The sequence below is a fragment of the Pseudomonas sp. GW531-T4 genome, from assembly GCF_017349615.1.
GTDB lineage: Bacteria > Pseudomonadota > Gammaproteobacteria > Pseudomonadales > Pseudomonadaceae > Aquipseudomonas > Aquipseudomonas chlororaphis_I.
The window spans coordinates 16169-35337 of sequence record NZ_JACMZT010000025.1; the positions used below are offsets into that span (position 1 = coordinate 16169).

Genomic DNA, 19169 nt, shown 5'->3' on the forward strand with positions numbered 1-19169 from the left:
CAGAAGCCGCGTTTTTTTGTAGCCGCTGCTGCAGGACCTTGAGCCCCTTGCGAGCGTTCCGCTCGATCCTAGCCTGCGGCAGCGGCTACAACATTTCGCGAGACCATAAAAAAGCCCCGTATCTCGCGATACGGGGCTTTTCATTTACCGCTCGATCAGGCCGCCGCTACAAGGCCCGATTGACCGCTCATGGCCAGGTCCAGCAGTTCGCGGTTGGCCACCGCGTACATGGCGTAGTCGGTGCCGCTGGCGGCACGGATTTCCACCAGCATCGCGCGCCAGCGCTCGACCATGCTCTGGTTCTGCTCCAGCCACAGGGCCACGCGGGCTTCCATGTCTTCTGGCGCGTCGGCCATTTGCAGGACCGAGATGGTGATCGCCCGCTGCTGCCAGTCCACGTCGTCGCGGAAGGCTTCGCGTGCCTGGGCCTGCCAGTTGTTGGCCACCGGCAGATCGCTGATCTGCTGCAGGTACCACGGCAGGTCCAGGGCGCTGCCCACGGCAAAGTAGGCCTTGGCCACATCGGCGGCGTCGTGCCCGGTGACATCCGCGGCCTCGATGATCGGCAACAGGGTGTACAGGTGGGTGGTACCTGCCACCATGCGCGCCAACAGCTCAGGCACGCCGGCTTCGACGTAGGCGGTGTAGCGGGTCTGCCAGCCTTCACGGGTCGGGCCTTCCAGCAGTTCGTCGAGCTTGAGGCCCAACGCCGCCAGGTGCGGACCGAAGTGCGCGACGTCACGCGCGGCATCCTGCTCGTTGCGACGGCTGCGCAGGAACCAGCGGGTGGCGCGACGGCCAAGGCGCATCAGCTCGTCCATCAGCTCCAGCTGCACCTGGGCCGAGACCTGGTGGTCCAGGGCTTCGATCTGGCGGAACCAGTGCGGGAGATGGAAGATGTCACGCACAATCACATAGGCACCCGCCACGTTGGCCGGGCTCATGCCAGTGGACTCCTTCAGGCGCTGCACGAAGGTGATGCCCATGTGGTTGACCAGGTCGTTGGCGATCTGGGTGCTGACGATCTCGCGCTTGAGGCGGTGACGGCGCATGGCTTCGGCGAACTTGCTGACCAGGGTCGGCGGGAACGCGGTTTCCATGTCGCGGGTCAGGTAGTCGTCGTCCGGTACCAGGGAATTGAGCAACTGCTCCTTGAGGTCGATCTTGCTGTAGGAGATCAGCACCGACAGTTCCGGACGGGTCAACCCGTGGCCGGCGGCGACGCGCTCGTTGAGCTGCTCTTCCGACGGCAGGAACTCGATGGCGCGGTCCAGCTTGCCACGGCCTTCCAGGTCGCTCATCAGGCGCTTGTACTCGGCGATCCGCGCGAAGGCGCGACGGGCCGCCAGGGACAGGGCCTGGGTCTGCTTGTAGTTGTTGCCCAACACCAGGCCACCGACTTCGTCGGTCATGCTCGCCAGCAACTGGTTGCGTTGCTTGTCGGTCATGTCGCCGGCATGCACCACTTCGTTGAGCAGGATCTTGATGTTCACTTCGTGGTCGGAGCAGTCCACGCCACCGGCGTTGTCGATGAAGTCGGTGTTGGAACCGCCGCCATTGAGGCCGAACTCCACACGCCCCAGCTGGGTCATGCCGAGGTTGCCGCCCTCGCCCACCACCTTGCAGCGCAGCTCGTTGCCGTTGACCCGCAGCGCATCGTTGGCCTTGTCGCCGACATCGGCGTGGCTTTCGCTGCTGGCTTTCACATAAGTACCGATACCGCCGTTCCACAACAGGTCCACCGGCGCCTTGAGCAAGGCGTTGAGCAGCTCGGTCGGGGTCAGCTTGTCGGCCTGGATGTCGAAGCGTTCTTTCATCTGCGGCGAGATGGCGATGCTCTTCGCGCTGCGCGAGAAGATGCCGCCGCCTTCGGACATGATGCTGGTGTCGTAGTCGCTCCAGGCCGAACGCGGCAGGTCGAACAGGCGCTGGCGTTCAGCGAAGCTGGTGGCCGGATCCGGATTCGGATCGATGAAGATATGCAGGTGGTTGAAGGCCGCGACCAGTTGCAGCTTGTCGGACATCAGCAAGCCGTTGCCGAACACGTCGCCGGCCATGTCGCCGACGCCTACCACGGTGATGCTGTCTTGCTGGACATTGATGCCGCGCTCGCGGAAGTGGCGCTGCACGCCGACCCACGCGCCCTTGGCGGTGATGCCCATCTTCTTGTGGTCGTAGCCGGCGGAACCGCCGGAAGCGAACGCGTCGCCCAGCCAGAAGCCGTAGTCGATGGCGATGCCGTTGGCGATGTCGGAGAAGGTCGCAGTGCCCTTGTCCGCCGCCACCACCAGGTACGGGTCATCGTCGTCGTGACGCACCACGTTGGCCGGCGGCACCAGGACGCCGTCCTTCAGGTTGTCGGTGATGTCCAGCAGGCCGGAGATGAAAATGCGGTAGCAGGCGATGCCCTCGGCCGCGATCTCGTCCCGGCTGCCGCCCAGTGGCAGGCGACGCGGCAGGAAGCCGCCCTTGGCGCCCACCGGCACGATCACCGAGTTCTTCACTTGCTGGGCTTTTACCAGGCCGAGGACTTCGGTACGGAAGTCTTCTTCACGGTCGGACCAGCGCAGGCCGCCGCGAGCGACGTTGCCGAAGCGCAGGTGCACGCCTTCGACACGCGGCGAGTAGACGAAGATCTCGAACTTCGGCACCGGCTTGGGCAGCTCTGGAATCAGGTGCGGGTTGAACTTGAAGCTGAAGTACGACTTGTTATGACCGTTGGCGTCGGTCTGGTAGAAGTTGGTCCGCAGGGTGGCCTTGATCAGGTCCAGGTAGCGACGCAGGATGCGGTCTTCGTTGAGCACCTGGACATCGTCCAGGGCGGTGAGGATCGCGTGCTCCAGGCGTTGCTGCTTGTCTTCCAGGTCATCGCCGGTGAGCTTGCGCGCCAGGTAGAAGCGGGTCTTGAACAACCGGGTCAGCTCGCGGGCGATATCGGTGTGGTTGTTCAGGGTGCTGGCGATGTAACCCAGGTCGAAGCCCAGGCGGATCTGCTTCAGGTAACGGGCGTAGGCACGCAGCAGCGCGACGTCGCGCCATGGCAGGCCGGCGGTCAGCACCAGGCGGTTGAACGCATCGTTCTCGGCATCGCCACGGACGATGTGGACGAAGGCATCCTGCAGGGTGTCGTTGAGCTGCTGGATATCCAGGTTCAGGCCTTCGGCCGCGGTGAAGGCGAAGTCGTGGATCCAGAACTCACGGCCGCTGGCGTGACGCAGGCGATACGGGAACTCGCCGAGCACGCGCAGGCCGAGGTTTTCCAGGATCGGCAGCACGTCGGACAGCGCCAGCGGGGTATCGGCGTGGTACAGCTTGCAGTGCAGCAGCGGCTGGCTGGTGGACTGGGTCAGCGGCTGGTAGAAGCTCATCACCAGCGGGTTGGCCTCGGACAGGCTCAACAGGTGCTGCATGTCGACCACCGCCGAATGCGCGGCGAAGCGCTCGCGGTAGCCGGCCGGGAAGCCTTTCGGGAAGTCGGCCAGGACGTTGGTGCCGTGGGCTTCGCCGAAGCTTTCGACGGTCAGGGCGGCGTAGTCGTCCTGCCAGCTGCGGCAGGCCTGCACCACTTCTTTTTCCAGCAGCAGCGGGTCGATGTCGATGCGGTTCTTCGGGTCGACCCGCAGGATCAGTTGCACGCGCGCCAGCACGGACTCGGAGAAGAAGGTCCAGAACTCGCAGTCGGTGGCCTTCAGGCGATCCATCAGCACCTGCTGGATCTTCTGCCGCACTTCGGTGGAATAGATGTCGCGCGGCACATAGGCCAGGCAGTAGCAGAAACGACCGTAGGGGTCCTTGCGCAGGAACACGCGGATCTTGTTGCGTTCCTGGATCTGCACGATCGACATCACGGTGTTGAACAGCTCGTCGACCGGGGTCTGGAACAGGTCGTCGCGGGGCAGCACTTCGAGGACCTGGGCCAGTTCCTTGCCCAGGTGCGCCTTGGCCTGGAAGCCGGAACGCTGTTCGATGATTTCCACCTTGCGGCGGATATAAGGAATCACCCGCACGCTTTCGCCGTACACCGACGAGGTGTACAGGCCCATGAAGCGGCATTCCTTGATCACATTGCCGTCGGCATCGATCTGGCGGATCGACACGTAGTCCGGGTAGGCCGGACGGTGCACGCGGCTTGGGTGCGCGGCCTTGGCGAACGACAGCGGCGTCGGTTCGCGCAGGTAATTCACGGCGTAGTCTTCGATGCGCAGGTCGTCGACGGTGAGGCCGGCGCGCAGCAGCTTGGTCAGGCCGAGGAAGGAGTCCTGGTCGTACTCGATATGGCCGCCGTGCTGGTCTTCGCGCACCACGAACTCTTCGTAGCCGAGGAAGGTGAAGTGGTTGCCCACCAGCCATTCCAGGAAGCTCTTGATCTCGCCCTTTTCATCGGCGTCGATCTCGAACTGGCTGTTGCCGATGCCATCGATCAGTTCCTGGACCTTGGCTTTCATCGGCTCGAAATCGGCGACGGCGACGCGCACTTCGCCGAGCACCTGCTCCAGTTCCTTGCTCAGCACATTGAGCTCGGCGGTGTTGGCGCAGCGGTCGATCTCCAGGTACATCAGCGATTCTTGCAGGATGCCTTCGCCCTGGGTGCCCTTGGGCAGGATTTCCAGCAGCTCGTTCTTGCTCCCGCGACGCACGCTCAGCACGGTGGTCTGCAGGGTGTGGATGCTGTAGCCGCGGCGGTTCAACTCGGTGCGGACCGAGTCCACCAGGAACGGCAGGTCATGGTGCAGCACTTCGACCGCGGTGTGGGTCGACTGCCAGCCATGACGTTCGTAATCGGGGTTGTAGACGCGCACTTGCGGTTGCGCGTGGTCGAAGCGCTCAAGCAGGCGCCAGGCAGAAAGGGTGCAGCCCGCCAGGTCGGACAGCCGACGCTGGGTGAGTTCGTCCAGAGAAATGATGCCGAAGAATTGTTCAGCGAACAGCGCCACTTGTGGCAGTGCCTGTTCACTGATGTGCTGCGCCAGTGCCGCTTGCAGTTGGTGCTGGAAGTCGGCCTTGCTGGCTGCGGTGAAGAACGCCATCTGTGGTACTCCGCTTGGGCTTGTTATTGATGAAAGCGTCGCATGCAATCCCCCTTGCGGGGGTGTCGGTCATCCTGCTCCTGGATCTCGGGCAGAGGTCGCAGGATGACAGGGTGGTGAAGCTGTACGAGACGCTCAGGTCACATTCACCGTTCCCGGAGGGGCATCTGCAAAAACGACTGCCCAGGTGCGCCGGGCAATGCCTTTACAGGTGCTCATCCGTTGCGCAGCTTAACGAGTGCGGCAAGCCCGCTGCTTGCGGTGCTGCGACATATTCGGTCATTGGCAGGCAACTGGCGGGCCAGGCCTTGAACAACACTAGCAGTCGCCGGGCAAAACAGCGGCCGCGCCGAGGCTTTACGGGACTGTCGTGCCAGAAACGGACCATTGCAGCGACGCCGGCGTGACCTGTTCTCTGACACACAAAGCAGCAGAAATTCCCCCGGGCTGGCAGAATTGCACTTTGTTCGCCCCGCTCCCCCACGGAGCCAGACCCAGGACTCGCCCCATGCAAATGACCACCGCCCACCTGATCGCCAACCCGTGCGACGACGAAGAAGACAACATGGCCATGCTCTGCTGCCACAGCAACCAGGGCGAGATGTTCCTGATGACCCGCTACCCGGATGAGGACGAACTGGAAATCACCCTAGACGGCGAACCCTCGACCCTGGACGGGGTGAAAGTCACCCTGGGCCCGACCCGCCTGCTGATCGAAATCGCCGCGACCGACGCCGACGCGCTCAATGGCAGCGACCATCTGGAGATCAAGCACAACACCGCGGCGGCGGACCTGGCGGAAGTCGAGCAAACCCTGCAGAACATCCTCAAGGGCACCGGCACCTATATCAGCGAGCTTTGACCTACGAGCTTTGATCCTACGAGCGTCGATCAACGAGCCCTGATTCAATCCGCTGTGAGCAAGCGACTGGTTTCTTGACAAGAAACCGGCGCCCCGGCATTGTCTGACAACCTGACTTACGAGCCACCTCCTCCATGCTTCAGCTCCAGCGCCCCGACACCCTGGTCGAACGAGTGGTCAACGCCATCCGCAAGGAAATCGACGCCGGTCGCCTGACCGCCGAATCGCGCCTGCCGACCGAACAGCAATTGACCGAGCAACTGAACGTCAGCCGCTCGGTGGTGCGCGAGGCCGTGGCGCAACTCAAGGCCGATGGCATCCTGGTCAGCCGCCGCGGGCTGGGCTCGTTCATTTCGCAGAACCCCAGCGGCAGCGTGTTCCGTTTCCCCAGCCAGAAGGGACGCAAGCCCGACCTGGTGCAGATGTTCGAAATGCGCCTGTGGATCGAGACCCAAGCCGCCTCCATCGCCGCCCAGCGCCGCGACGAAGCCGACCTGCAACGCATGCGCACTGCCCTGCAGGAAATGCACGACCAGCGCAGCGATCTGGCCGCGGCGGCCCTGGCCGACGTGGAGTTCCACCGGGCCATCGCCGACGCCAGCAAGAACCACTACTTCGTCGCCTTCCATGATTTTCTCCGTGGCCAGTTGGCCGAAGCGCGGCGCACCGCCTGGGAAAACTCGGCGGCCCATTCGGTCGGCGGCTCCGCCGATGCCGGCCGCGAACACCAGGCACTGTACGAAGCCATCGCCGCCGGTGACCGGCAGCAGGCCGCCGCCTGCGCCGAAGAGCACCTGCGGGCCGCGGCCAAACGCTTGAAAATCGACCTGCCGAGTATCGATTGAATCCCTGAAACCACTGTCTGGCGGACGCTGCCGTGCGGCGTCTTTTGTTTGCCTAGCTTTGTCTGACAACCTGATGATCAGACTCAAACAAGAATAACCAAGGTGACATCTGCATGATCTACGACTACTGCATCATCGGCGGCGGCATCGTTGGCCTCGCCACCGCCATGGCGCTGCTCGAACGCCAGCCCGGCGCCTCGCTGCTGATTCTGGAAAAGGAAAACGTCCTGGCCCGGCACCAGACCGGCCACAACAGCGGGGTGATCCACGCCGGCATCTACTATGCCCCGGGCAGCCTCAAGGCCGACCTGTGCAAGCGCGGCGCCCAGGCGACCAAGGATTTCTGCACCCAGCACCAAATCAAGTTCGAGGTCTGCGGCAAGCTGCTGGTGGCCTCCACGCCGCTGGAAGTCGAGCGCATGCACGCCTTGTACGAGCGCTCGCAGCAGAACGGCCTGAAGGTCGAACAGCTGGATGCGAAAGAACTGCAGCGGCGCGAACCGAACATCGTCGGCCTCGGCGGCCTGTTCCTCGATGCCACCGGCATCGTCGACTACAAGCAGGTGTGCGAAGCCATGGCCCGGGTCATCCAGAAGGCCGGCGGCGAAGTGCAGCTGCAAACCAGGGTGCGCGCCATCGTCGAAACCGCCGACAAAGTCACCATCAGCAGCGACGACAAGGTCTGGAGCGCCCGCCAGCTGGTGGCCTGCGCCGGCCTGCAATCGGATCGCCTGGCGGCCCTGGCCGGGGTCAAAATCGACCACCAGATAGTCCCGTTCCGTGGCGAGTACTTCCGCCTGCCGGCGGCGAAGAACAACATCGTCAATCACCTGATCTACCCGATCCCCGATCCGGAGCTGCCGTTTCTCGGCGTGCACCTGACCCGGATGATCGACGGCAGCGTCACCGTCGGCCCCAACGCCGTGCTCGGCCTGGGCCGCGAGAACTATCGCAAGTTCTCCATCAACTGGCGCGACGTGGCCGAGTACGCGACCTTCCCCGGCTTCTGGAAAACCATCTGGAACAATCTCGGTTCCGGCACCACGGAGATGAAGAACTCGCTGTTCAAGCGCGGCTACCTGGAACAGTGCCGCAAATACTGCCCGTCCCTGGAAGTCGACGACCTGCTGCCTTATGAGGCCGGGATTCGCGCCCAGGCGGTGATGCGCGACGGCACCCTGGTGCACGACTTCCTGTTCGCCGAAACCCCGCGCATGGTTCACGTCTGCAACGCCCCCTCGCCGGCCGCGACCTCGGCCATCCCCATTGGCCAGATGATTGCCGAGAGAATCCGCAAAGCCCGTTGATCCCCGCTGCACGGGTGCCTGGCGCCCGCTTGAAAATAACTACAAACAACAAGGAATCCTCAGATGTCAGTACATGAGGCGGCCCCGGCCGCATGCGAAACGCCGCAACAAAAACAGAAACGCCTGCGCAAGGTGGCGGCGGCGACCATCTTCGGTTCGATGCTGGAGTGGTACGACTTCTATCTGTACGCCACCATGGCGGCCATCGTCTTCTCGAAAATCTTCTTCGACCCCAGCAACCCGAAAGTCGCCTCGCTGCTGGCGTTCTCCACCTTTGCCATCGGTTTTATCGCCCGTCCCTTCGGCGGCATCCTGTTCGGCTACCTGGGCGACAGGTTCGGGCGCAAACAGGTATTGGTGATCACCTTCTGCATGATGGGCGTGTGCACCACCCTGATCGGCCTGATTCCCAGCTATGCCTCGATCGGCATCTGGGCACCGATCATCCTGGTGCTGGTGCGGATCATCCAGGGCCTGGGTGCTGGCGCCGAACTGTCCGGGGCGGCGGTGACCTCCTACGAGCACGCCAGCGAAGGCAAGCGCGGCAGCCAGGGTGCCTGGCCAGCGCTGGGCCTGAACCTGGGCCTGCTGCTGTCGTCGCTGACCGTCTACCTGCTGACCATGAACGGCAACGAGTTCCTGCTCTCCGGCGGCTGGCGCATTCCGTTCGTCTGCAGCATCGCCCTGGTCGGCGTCGGCCTGTGGGTACGCCGCAGCATTCCGGAAACCCCGCAGTTCGAGAAGCTGGACAAGGAACAGGACAAACACAACGCCAAGGCCCAGGCCTCGCCCCTCAAGCTGCTGTTCAAGAACGACCTCAAGGGCCTGGCCGTGGTGCTGTTCGTGGCCATCGGCTACAACGCCCTGAGCTACATCTTCAAGACCTTTTCCCTGGCCTACCTGACCCAGTACAAAGGCGTCGAAGCCCATGTCACTTCACTGTCGGTGACCATCGCCAGCCTGGTGGCGATCGTTGCCGTGCCCTGCTTCGGCTGGCTCTGCGACAAGTGGAGCAGCAAGAAGGTGCTGATGCTCGGCGGCCTGTGCTCGGTGCTGTTCGCCTATCCGTTCCTGAGCCTGCTCAATACCGGCGAGCCGCTGATGATCTACCTGGCCATCGCCATCGGCACCGGGGTATTGGCGCCGATGATGTTCGCCCCCCAGGGCTCGTTCCTCAGCCGCCAGTTCCCGACCCAGACCCGCTCCTCCGGCTTCGGTACCGGCCGGGAAATCGGCACTGCCATCGCCGGCGGCCTGGCCCCCCTCGGCGGGCTGGCCCTGGTCGCCAACTCGGCCACTCACTCGACCGACGGCGTGGCGCTGATCCTGGCGGTCTCGGCGGTGATGGTGGTGGTCTTCGCCCTGTGCGACCAGGGCCGCAAGCACTCCAGCTTCAAGAACTGAGCACAACCCACTGACGCGCCGTGCTGGCGGCGCGTCAGGCACCCGCTGCCATCCCCTTCCCCCGATCCTCACAACAGGTCCCGGCGTTGCGGACCCTTACCGGTTATTTGCGCAATTGCACGCCACTTGAGCACCATTTGCATCCGACCTGACCGGTCATTTGCATCGGATTTCACCAGCACGCGTTGTAACCATGATCGGCAGAGAACGGCCAGGAGCCGCTGGGGGACGTAGCAATGACGAAAGAGCAACTATGCTAGGCCTGATGCCGGAATTGATCGAGCAGATCGGGCCTTGCGTCCATACGCCGTGGCAAAACAATGGGAATGGGATCGATCCGCTTGTGTTGGATCGGCCGTTGCTGCCTCTCAAGGCAGGTCTGACAGAGGAGGTCTGAAGTTGCGAATCGCTTTTCTGGTGAACCGGGACGTGGAGAGCAATCTCACGCTCAATTTCCTGTTGCCTGAGATTCACCAGAGCACAGTGGGAATCTTCCTCTCGGAGAGAGTGGGATCGGGCAGGAAGGTGCCACCCATGCTCGGACAACTGGCATTGATCGAGCAGGACCTCTTCAATGCCTTGCCCCCTGGGTTAAGCGGATCGAGCGACCCGGTCAGCAGCGGGCATCGACTCGGTTTTGCAGAACTGCAGCAACGCTTTGGGGTTCCTGTGCAGGTATTGCCCAGCTTGAGGGATCCTGCGGGCCTGCAAATGCTGCAGGATGCGGGAGCGGATCTGTTCATCTCCATCCGCTTTGGTCAAATCCTGAAGAATGAAGCCTTGGCCATTGCGCCACGCGGCGTCCTCAATCTGCACTCTGGCCTCTTGCCTCAATATCGAGGTGTCCTCGCGACCTTCCGGGCGCTGCTGAACGGGGACCCGGAGATCGGTTGCACTCTCCACTGGATCGACAGTCCCGGCATTGATGTGGGTCGCATCATTGACACTGCGCGTGTGGCCGTCGAAAAGGAGCGCTCCTTGCTGTGGCACATCCTTTCACTTTATCAACCAGGCGCGGGTCTCATCATGAACGCAATCAGGCGCTTGGAGCGCGGTGAGCCCATGACGGGGACGCCCCAGGATCCATCTGCCGGGGCCTACTACTCCTTTCCCGACGAGGATGACCTGATGCGGTTCACGACACTGGGGTGGCGGCTCTTCGATCGCGAGGACGTCTGGGATCTTTTCGAATCGTACGGATTTCCGTTGCGCATAAGCGCTCCTTGAGCGCTGGACGGCGGCAAGGCTTGCCGAGGCCTTGTTGCTGGGGCATTGAAAATGCTCAAAACGACGCCGCAAAAGGTTGGCGTCGCTCAACGCAATTACCCATTATTTACAGAAATTTGCCAGGTGCCGTTAGTCGCCAGGGGCCCGGATAGATTAAAGTAACGCCCCCAGCCCTGGCGTTATTCGAACGCCTTCGGTCACCCTCTGCAGGAACAGTCATCGATGGAACATCGTGAAGCGCTACTCGCGCTGCGAACCTTTCTTTCAACGCAGATTCTCGGCCAGGAAAAACTCATCGAGCGCTTGCTCATCGCCCTGCTCGCCGACGGCCACATGCTGGTCGAGGGCGCCCCGGGCCTGGCCAAGACCAAGGCCATCAAAGAGTTGGCGGAAGGCATCGAAGCGCAGTTCCATCGCATCCAGTTCACCCCCGACCTGCTGCCGGCCGACATCACCGGCACCGAAATCTATCGCCCGGAAACCGGCAGCTTCGTGTTCCAGCAAGGGCCGATCTTCCACAACCTGGTGCTGGCCGACGAAATCAACCGCGCCCCGGCCAAGGTCCAGTCGGCCTTGCTCGAAGCCATGGGCGAGCGCCAGGTCAGCGTCGGTCGCAGCACCTATGAGCTGTCGCCGCTGTTCCTGGTGATGGCCACGCAGAACCCGATCGAGCAGGAAGGCACCTACCCGCTGCCCGAAGCCCAGCTCGACCGTTTCCTGATGCACGTGAAAATCGGTTTCCCCGATGCCACCGTCGAACGGCGCATCCTGCAACAGGCCCGTGGCGAAGCGCTGAACGGCGAAACCAAGCCCGAGCGCCGCATCAGCCAGCAGGCGATCTTCGCCGCGCGCAAGGAAATCCTCGGCCTGTACATGGCCGACGCCGTGGAGGAATACCTGGTGCAACTGGTGATGGCCACCCGCACCCCGGCCAAGTTCGACCCGGAGATGGCCGAATGGATCGCCTATGGCGCCAGCCCGCGGGGCTCCATCGCCCTCGACCGCTGCGCCCGGGCCCACGCCTGGCTGGCCGGGCGCGACTTCGTCAGCCCCGAGGACATCCAGGCCGTGCTGTTCGACGTGTTGCGCCACCGCATCATTCTGTCCTTCGAAGCAGAAGCCGCCGGCATCGACCAGGACCGGGTGGTCCAGCGGATTCTCGACGTCGTAGCCGTCGCTTGACCCCGATGAACGCCAGCTCAGTCGATGCCCCGGGCATCCGCGTCAGCCTCGCCGAGCTGATCGAGATGCGCCATCGCGTGCGCGAAGTGCAGCTGTTTTCCACGCCGAGCCAGCGCAGCCCGCTGGTCGGCCTGCACCACTCCAAGCTGCGCGGCCGCGGCGTCGACTTCGACCAGGTGCGGGTCTATCAGGCCGGCGACGACGTGCGCACCATCGACTGGCGCGTCACCGCGCGCACCCAGGAGCCGCACACCAAGCTGTTCCACGAAGAACGCGAACGGCCGATCTTCATCATGGTCGAGCAGAGCCGGCGGCTGTTCTTCGGCTCCGGGCTGATGTTCAAGTCGGTGCTCGCCGCCCAGGCCGCGAGCCTGATCGGCTGGGCCGCCCTGGGCCACAACGACCGGGTCGGCGGCCTGGTGTTCGGCGACGACGACCACTACGAGATCAAGCCACGGCGCAGCAAACAGAGCCTGCTGCAACTGCTCAACCGCCTGGTGCGGGTCAACCAGTCGCTGCACAGCGAAACCGAACCCGAGCGCGACGCCCTCGGCACCGCCCTGCGCCGTGGCCGCGAAGTGCTGCGCCCGGGCAGCCTGGTGATCGTGATCTGCGACGAGCGCGCCCTGAGCGACGCCGCCGAGCAGCAACTGAGCCTGCTGTCGCGGCATTGCGACCTGCTGCTGATGCCGCTGTCCGACCCGCTGGACCACGCCCTGCCCGCCGCCGGCCTGCTGCGCTTTGCCGAGCGTGGTGCGCAGCTGGAGCTGGACACCCTCAACTACGAACTGCGCCAGGCCTATCGGGCGCAGGGCGAAGCACGCATCGCCCGCTGGGAACTGCTGGCGCAGAAGCTGCGGGTGCTGCTGATGCCCCTGAGCACCCAGAGCGAAATGGTCGAGCAACTGCGCGAGTACCTGAACCCGCAACGCCCGGGGAAAACCCGATGAGCAGCCTCGACCAGTTGCAACCCTTGATCGCCCCGCCCGCCATCGGCCTGTGGCCGCCGGCGCCGGGCTGGTGGCTGTTGCTGGTGTTGCTGCCGTTGCTCGGTTTCGGACTGTGGCGGCTCAAGCGCTTCTGGCCACGCCAGCCCGCCCTGCCCCGCACCGAACAACCGCTGGACCCGGTGCGCCTGGCCGCCCTCGCCGAACTGGCGCTGCTGCCCAAGCCCTACGACGGCGCGCCCGCCGGTGCCTGGCTGCAACAGCTCAACGGTTTGCTCAAGCGCCTGTGCCGCAACCATTACCCCTACAGCCAGAGCCACACCCTCAACGGCCGCAAGTGGCTGGCGTTCCTCGACAACCGCTGCCCGGCGGCCGGCCTCACGCGCTGGATGGTCCTGGTGGAAGGCGCCTACAAGCCCGAGTGCAAGCTCGACGACAAGGCCATCGCCGGCCTGACCCAGGCGGTGGAAATCTGGATTCGCAAACATGTTTGAGTTCGCCTGGCCGTGGATCTTCGCCCTGCTGCCGCTGCCCTGGCTGCTGCGGGTGCTGCTGCCGGTGGCCGATAGCGGCGAACCGGCGCTCAAGGTCAGCTTCCTCAGCGACCTGGAAGGCCTGGCCAAGCGCCGCGCCCGGGCCAACCTGCCGACCTGGCGCCAGCAGGCCCCCTTCATCCTGTTGTGGCTGTTGCTGCTGGTGGCCGCCGCTCGCCCGCAGTGGCTGGGCGAGCCGCTGCCCGTGGCCGCCAGCGGCCGCGACCTGCTGGTGGCGGTGGATGTCTCCGGCTCCATGGACTTCCCCGACATGCAGTGGCAGGACGAAGACGTCAGCCGCCTGAACCTGGTCCAGCACCTGCTCGGCGACTTCCTGGAAAGCCGCGAAGGCGACCGCGTCGGGCTGATCCTGTTCGGCAGCAAGGCCTACCTGCAAGCGCCGCTGACCTTCGACCGACACACCGTGCGCGTGTGGCTGGACGAAGCGAAGATCGGCATCGCCGGCAAGAACACCGCCATCGGCGACGCCATCGGCCTGGCGCTCAAGCGCCTGCGCCAGCGGCCGGCGCAGAGCCGGGTGCTGATCCTGGTCACCGACGGCGCCAACAACGGCGGCGAAATCGACCCGCTGACCGCCGCCCGCCTGGCCGCCGAAGAAGGCGTGAAGATCTACCCGATCGGCATCGGCGCCGACCCGGAGCAAAGCGCTACCCTGGGTTTCCTCGGCCTCAACCCGAGCCTGGACCTGGACGAACCGGCGCTCAAGGCCATCGCTGCTGCCACCGGCGGGCGCTACTTCCGCGCCCGTGACGGCCAGGAACTGCAAGCGATCAAGGACACCCTCGACCAACTGGAACCGGTGACCCAGCAACCGACCCAGGCCCGTTCGGCGCAAGCGCTGTACAGCTGGCCACTGGCCGGGGCGCTGTTGCTGAGCATCCTGCTGGTGGTGCGCGAGCGCTGGCCGGACCATCCGCTGCACCGTTTCTTCACTCGCGAGCGTTTTCTGCAACCTTTGCCAGACTGGCGCGAACGGCTCAAACGCCTGCGCCTGCGGAGGCGTCGATGAGCGCGCCGTTCTGGGCCGAACTCTGGCCCCACTGGTTCCGTCCCTGGTGGCTGCTGCTGTTGCCGCTGCTCGGCTGGCTGCTGTGGCAACTCTGGCACCGGCAGAAACGCGCCGGGCGCTGGCAGATGATCCTGCCGCCGGCCTTTCACGCCGCCCTGCTCAGCGGTGGCAACGGCCGCGAAAGCAAGCTGCCGTGGGTCGCCCTCGGCCTGACCTGGATCCTCGCCGTGCTGGCCCTGCTCGGCCCCGGCTGGCAACGGGTGGAACAGACCAGCCAGAAGCCGGCCGACCCGCTGGTGGTGTTGCTGGAACTGACCCCGGAAATGCTCGCCGGCGACGTCCCGCCCAATCGCCTGGAGCAGGCCCGGCGCAAGCTGCTGGACCTGTTGCAGGTGCGCAGCGATGCGCAGACGGCAATCGTGGTCTATGCCGGCAGCGCCCACACCCTGGTGCCGCTGTCGGATGACCTGGCCACCAGCCGCAACCTGCTGGAAGCCCTCAAGCCATCGATCATGCCCCAACCCGGGCACCGCGCCGACCTGGCGCTGCTCAAGGCCTTGAAGCTGCTGGACCAGGGCGCGCTGGGCCAGGGCCGGATCCTGCTGATCGGCTCGTCCCTCAGCGAGCAGGAACGCCAAGGCATCCGCCAGGCCCTCGGCGGCCAGGCGCCGCAACTGTTGATGCTCGGGGTCGGCAGCCGCCAGGGCTCGCCGGTGGCCCAGGAAGACGGCAGCTTTCTCAAGGACGAACAGGGGGCGATTCTGATGTCGCGCCTCGACAGCCCGAGCCTGAAGCGCTTTATCGGCGAGGTCGGCGGCCGTTATCGCCCGGCGCGCCTGGACGATAACGACCTGCGCGGCCTGGGCCTGCTCAGCGGCCCGCAGAACCTGCGCAGCGACGGCCAGACCCTGCGCCTGGACACCTGGGCCGACCAGGGTTACTGGCTGCTGCTGCCCTTGTTGCTGCTGGCCGCCTGCGCCGGGCGCCGCGGCTGGCTGTTCTGCCTGCCGCTGCTGCTGTTCGCCGTGCCGCAGCCCAGCTACGCCTTCGAGTTCAACGACCTGTGGCTGCGCCCCGACCAGCAGGGCCAGCGCCTGCTGGAGCAGAAGCGGCCCGGTGAGGCGGCGCAGCATTTCGAGGACCCGCAGTGGCAAGGGGTGGCCTTGTACGAGGCCGGCAACTACGCCGCTGCCGCTCAGCGCTTTGCCGAAGGCAACGACGCCCGCGCCCACTACAATCGTGGCAACGCCCTGGCCAAGAGCGGCGAGCTGGAAGCCGCGCTGGATGCCTACGAGCAGGCCCTGGAGCTGCAACCGGAGCTTTCGGCCGCGCAAAAGAACAAGGCCCTGGTCGAACGCCTGTTGCAGGAAACCGAGCCCGCACCCGCGGAAGAACCGGCCAAGGGCGAAAGCCAGGACAACGACGAAACCCATCAGCCGCCACAAGCCGGCGCGGCAACCCAGGCACCGGTCACCCCGGGCCAGCAGCCACCGGAGAACAGCCACCCGACCACCGCCGACGAGTCGACGGACGACGAGGTCGCCACCCCGGGCAACGATGCGATTCCCGGCAGCGAGCTGGGCGACGAACAGACCACCACGCCGCCGCTGCGCGATGCCCAGGACAATTTCGACGGTGAACACCGTCAGGCATTGGAACAATGGCTGCGGCAGATTCCGGACGATCCGGGCGAGCTGCTGCGCCGCAAGTTCTGGTACGAACAGCAACAACATCAGGATCAGGGAAAAATTCGATGACCCGCTTCACCACCCTCCTACTCACGCTGGTATTGACGCTCGGCGCCTTCGCGGTCCGGGCCGAGGGGCTGGTCGCCAGTGTCGACCGCAGCCGCGTGAACTCCGGGGAAACCGTCGAGCTGACCCTGGAATCCAACAATGTCACGCTGTTCGGCAAACCCGACCTGACGCCGCTGCAAGCGCAGTTCGAGGTCCAGGGCACGCGCCAGGTCAACCAGTTGACCAGCCTCAACGGCGAAAACCGCGCCATCACCCGCTGGATCATCACCCTGCTGCCCAAGACCACCGGCACCGTGGTGATCCCGGCCCTGCAACTGGGCGAAGTACAGAGCCAGCCGATCACCCTGCAAGTGCTGCAAAGCGCAAGCCGCAGCGACAGCGCGCCGCTGGAACCGGTGTTCATCGACGCCAGCCTCGACCAGGACAGCGTCTACGTGCAGGCCCAGGCGGTGCTGACCCTGCACATCTATCACTCGGTGTCGCTGTACGACGACAGCAGCCTGACGCCGTTGCAAATCGACGATGCCCGGGTCGAACAGCTCGGCGAGTCGCGCACCTATGAAAAGGTCATCAACGGTGTGCGCCACGGCGTGATCGAGATCCGTTACGCAATCTTCCCCCAGCACAGCGGCGTGCTGAACATTCCCGAGCTGATCTTCAGCGCCACCCTGGCCGATGCCGCGAACACCCAGGCCCCTGCGCCCCAGGGCCTGAAACCGGGCAAGCTGGTGCACGTGAGCTCGGCGCAGATGCCGTTGACGGTCAAGGCCAAGCCGGTCGAATACCCGGCCGACGCGCCCTGGCTGCCGGCCCGCAGCCTGAGCCTGAGCGAAAGCTGGAACCCCGAGCCGGATCACAGCCAGGTCGGCGACTCGCTGACCCGCAGCCTGACCCTCAAGGCCGAAGGCCTGTCCAGCTCGCAGCTGCCACCCTTGCCGGTGACCGAGGCCAATGGCCTGCGCAGCTATCCGGACCAGCCGCAACTGAGCAATCAGGTCAGCGACCGCGGGCTGATCGGCAGCCGCGAAGACAGCCAGGCCCTGGTGCCGAACCGCAGCGGCAGCATCGACCTGCCGGCGCTGGAAGTGGTCTGGTGGAACACCCATGAGGACCACCTGGAACGCAGCAGCCTGCCGGCGCGTACCCTGCAAGTGGCGAACAACCCAAGCCTGGTGGTGGACACCCCGGCCGGCGCGACGCCAGCCGGCGTCAGTGACGACAGCACCACGCTCTGGGCCTGGAAACTCAGCACCCTGCTCCTCGCCTGCACCACTCTGCTGGGCTTCGGCCTCTGGTGGCGGGCGCGCTGGCAGCCGGCGATCCTGCGCGCCGCGCAGACCGGCCCCAGCCCGCGCACCCTGCTCGACGACCTCAAGCGCGCCAGCCTGGCCAACGACCCGCAGGCCACCCGCCAGGCCCTGGACGCCTGGGCCCGCCAGCAACCGGAAACCCTGGCCGACATGGCCGCGCGCTTCGTACCCCTGTCCGATGCCCTGGACGGCCTCAACGGCGCGCTCTACAGCGAAACCGGCCACTACTGGCAAGGCGAAGAACTGTGGCGCGCAATCCGCACCATCCCGATCGCCGAACACGTACAGACCCCGCTGGCCGACACCAGCAGCCTGCCGCCGCTGTACCCGAAATAACCGAGGAAACCGCACAGCCTTGCGCTGCGGTTTCTGCACCCCATTTCAGAATTCTCCCATTCCTCAGCACGGGCCGAGAGTGAGCTAATCCCCACTCTCCCCCGCCGAGGCAGGCCACGAATTTTGATCATCACCTCCAGCGCCCGATTTCTGCTCGTCACCCACTTGAGTGGCGGCACCCTCCAGCCAACCACTCACCTGCGAGAGCAGCTGAACTCGATTCTCGATCATGAACTGAAGGCTGATTGCCAGTTGTTGTTCTGCAATGCCGAGCAGACTGAGTTGGGATGGCTTATTCAGTCGGGTCAGCCCTATCGAGAGCTCGATGCCAGGCTGTCCCGCCTGGCCCTGCCCGACTCCCCAGCGCTGCGCACTACTGGGTTGCGTCTGGAGCGCTTTGAACTGTTCGAACAGTATGAACAACGCGGATTGGGTGCCGCCTGGCTGTGGTGCGGGAGCCTGGTTGAAAAGATGTACCTGAGATGGCTGGCGCGGGCTTACCCGATATCGGGTAAGCCTGACGATGGGAAATCGACACTTCGCTGACGTATCTGCTTTCGGCATTAGCTGCCATCCGCGACTTGCAGCATTCGGACAAAAGCAGCCGTTCATGAACAACTGCCTCGGAACCAAAGCACGCCTTCCACTCAAGACTGCTCAGTGTGGGCTGGCAGTCGGACGAACCACAATCTCACTTACATCAACATCGTCGGGCTGTTCGATGGCATAGGCGAGCGCTCGTGCAATAGCGTCTGCGTTGAGCGCCACACGACGGAAGGCTTTCATTTCCTCTCGCGCCACCTCATCGGAAATCGTATCGGCCAGTTCAGATTCGACGACACCCGGGCACACCACGGTGACCCGGATCTTGTCCGTTTCCTGCCGCAGGCCATCTGAGATTGCCCTGACTGCGAATTTTGTCGCGCAGTACACCGCGGCTGTCGGAGAGACCGCAAGGCCGCCGATCGACGAAATATTGATGACTTGACCGGACCCTTGCGCCTCCATGCCCGGCAAGACGGCGGCAATACCGTGCAGCACCCCGCGAACGTTGACATCGAGCATCTGGTTCCACTCGTTGACCTTTAACGAGGCCAAGGGAGACAGGGGCATCACGCCCGCGTTGTTGATGATCACATCAACTTTGCCATGTTGCGCCTTGGCGAACGCCACGAACGCATGCATGGACTCCAGATCCGTAACGTCCAGTGCGCAGGCACTTGCCGAGCCACCTTCGGCCTGGATCTCGCTCACAAGTTTTTCCAGACGCTCGGTACGGCGGGCACCGAGTACCACACGGGCACCTTTGGCGGCGATCAGCCTGGCCGCCGCTTCGCCAATACCACTGCTTGCCCCGGTAATCAGTACGACTTTGTTTTTGATGTTCGACATATCCGTAGCT

The 19169-nt window shown here is 64.5% G+C and carries 14 protein-coding genes; 12 read left to right on the forward strand and 2 right to left on the reverse strand.

Annotated elements, in window-relative coordinates; translation table 11 throughout:
* Window positions 1-155 precede the first annotated feature (155 nt).
* Complete coding sequence (locus tag J4D28_RS19615) at window positions 156-5027, reverse strand: NAD-glutamate dehydrogenase (RefSeq protein ID WP_103330973.1); 4872 nt, start codon at window positions 5025-5027, stop codon at window positions 156-158.
* Window positions 5028-5535: 508 nt separating this feature from the next.
* Here J4D28_RS19615 and J4D28_RS19620 point away from each other — a divergent pair.
* From J4D28_RS19620 to J4D28_RS19675, 12 genes are all read left to right on the forward strand, one after another.
* The gene (locus J4D28_RS19620; protein WP_009048749.1) at window positions 5536-5889 is read left to right on the forward strand and encodes a hypothetical protein; all 354 of its coding nucleotides are present in this window, start codon (window positions 5536-5538) and stop codon (window positions 5887-5889) included.
* A gap of 134 nt (window positions 5890-6023) precedes the next feature.
* A complete protein-coding gene (locus J4D28_RS19625) occupies window positions 6024-6734 on the forward strand; it encodes a FadR/GntR family transcriptional regulator (protein WP_009048748.1) in 711 nt (236 codons plus the stop codon).
* Window positions 6735-6847: 113 nt separating this feature from the next.
* Window positions 6848-8041, forward strand: coding sequence for an L-2-hydroxyglutarate oxidase (gene lhgO / locus J4D28_RS19630; protein ID WP_028682261.1), 1194 nt, complete (start codon window positions 6848-6850; stop codon window positions 8039-8041).
* Window positions 8042-8104: 63 nt separating this feature from the next.
* On the forward strand, window positions 8105-9445 hold the full coding sequence (locus J4D28_RS19635) for an MFS transporter (protein ID WP_038632093.1): 1341 nt from the start codon (window positions 8105-8107) through the stop codon (window positions 9443-9445).
* 534 nt (window positions 9446-9979) lie between these two features.
* Complete coding sequence (locus tag J4D28_RS19640) at window positions 9980-10672, forward strand: formyl transferase (RefSeq protein WP_256587584.1); 693 nt, start codon at window positions 9980-9982, stop codon at window positions 10670-10672.
* A 222-nt stretch (window positions 10673-10894) separates the two neighbouring features.
* Window positions 10895-11854 (forward strand): MoxR family ATPase, encoded by a 960-nt coding sequence (locus tag J4D28_RS19645; RefSeq protein ID WP_009048745.1) that lies wholly within the window; start codon window positions 10895-10897, stop codon window positions 11852-11854.
* 5 nt (window positions 11855-11859) lie between these two features.
* A complete protein-coding gene (locus J4D28_RS19650; protein WP_009048744.1) occupies window positions 11860-12804 on the forward strand; it encodes a DUF58 domain-containing protein in 945 nt (314 codons plus the stop codon).
* On the forward strand, window positions 12801-13295 hold the full coding sequence (locus J4D28_RS19655) for a DUF4381 domain-containing protein (RefSeq protein WP_009048743.1): 495 nt from the start codon (window positions 12801-12803) through the stop codon (window positions 13293-13295). The genes J4D28_RS19650 and J4D28_RS19655 overlap by 4 nt, the downstream gene beginning before the upstream one ends.
* On the forward strand, window positions 13288-14364 hold the full coding sequence (locus tag J4D28_RS19660) for a VWA domain-containing protein (RefSeq protein ID WP_101282351.1): 1077 nt from the start codon (window positions 13288-13290) through the stop codon (window positions 14362-14364). Before J4D28_RS19655 ends, J4D28_RS19660 begins: the two co-directional genes overlap by 8 nt.
* Window positions 14361-16121 (forward strand): VWA domain-containing protein, encoded by a 1761-nt coding sequence (locus tag J4D28_RS19665; protein ID WP_103330971.1) that lies wholly within the window; start codon window positions 14361-14363, stop codon window positions 16119-16121. Before J4D28_RS19660 ends, J4D28_RS19665 begins: the two co-directional genes overlap by 4 nt.
* The gene (locus J4D28_RS19670; protein WP_101282350.1) at window positions 16118-17767 is read left to right on the forward strand and encodes a BatD family protein; all 1650 of its coding nucleotides are present in this window, start codon (window positions 16118-16120) and stop codon (window positions 17765-17767) included. Before J4D28_RS19665 ends, J4D28_RS19670 begins: the two co-directional genes overlap by 4 nt.
* 123 nt (window positions 17768-17890) lie before the next feature.
* The gene (locus tag J4D28_RS19675) at window positions 17891-18313 is read left to right on the forward strand and encodes a hypothetical protein (protein WP_053268915.1); all 423 of its coding nucleotides are present in this window, start codon (window positions 17891-17893) and stop codon (window positions 18311-18313) included.
* Between the two features lie 111 nt (window positions 18314-18424).
* On the opposite strand, the gene J4D28_RS19680 is transcribed toward J4D28_RS19675, so the two are convergent.
* Window positions 18425-19159 carry an SDR family oxidoreductase gene (locus J4D28_RS19680; protein ID WP_038632082.1) on the reverse strand — a complete coding sequence of 245 codons (735 nt, stop codon included), beginning with the start codon at window positions 19157-19159 and terminating at the stop codon, window positions 18425-18427.
* Window positions 19160-19169: the final 10 nt, after the last annotated feature.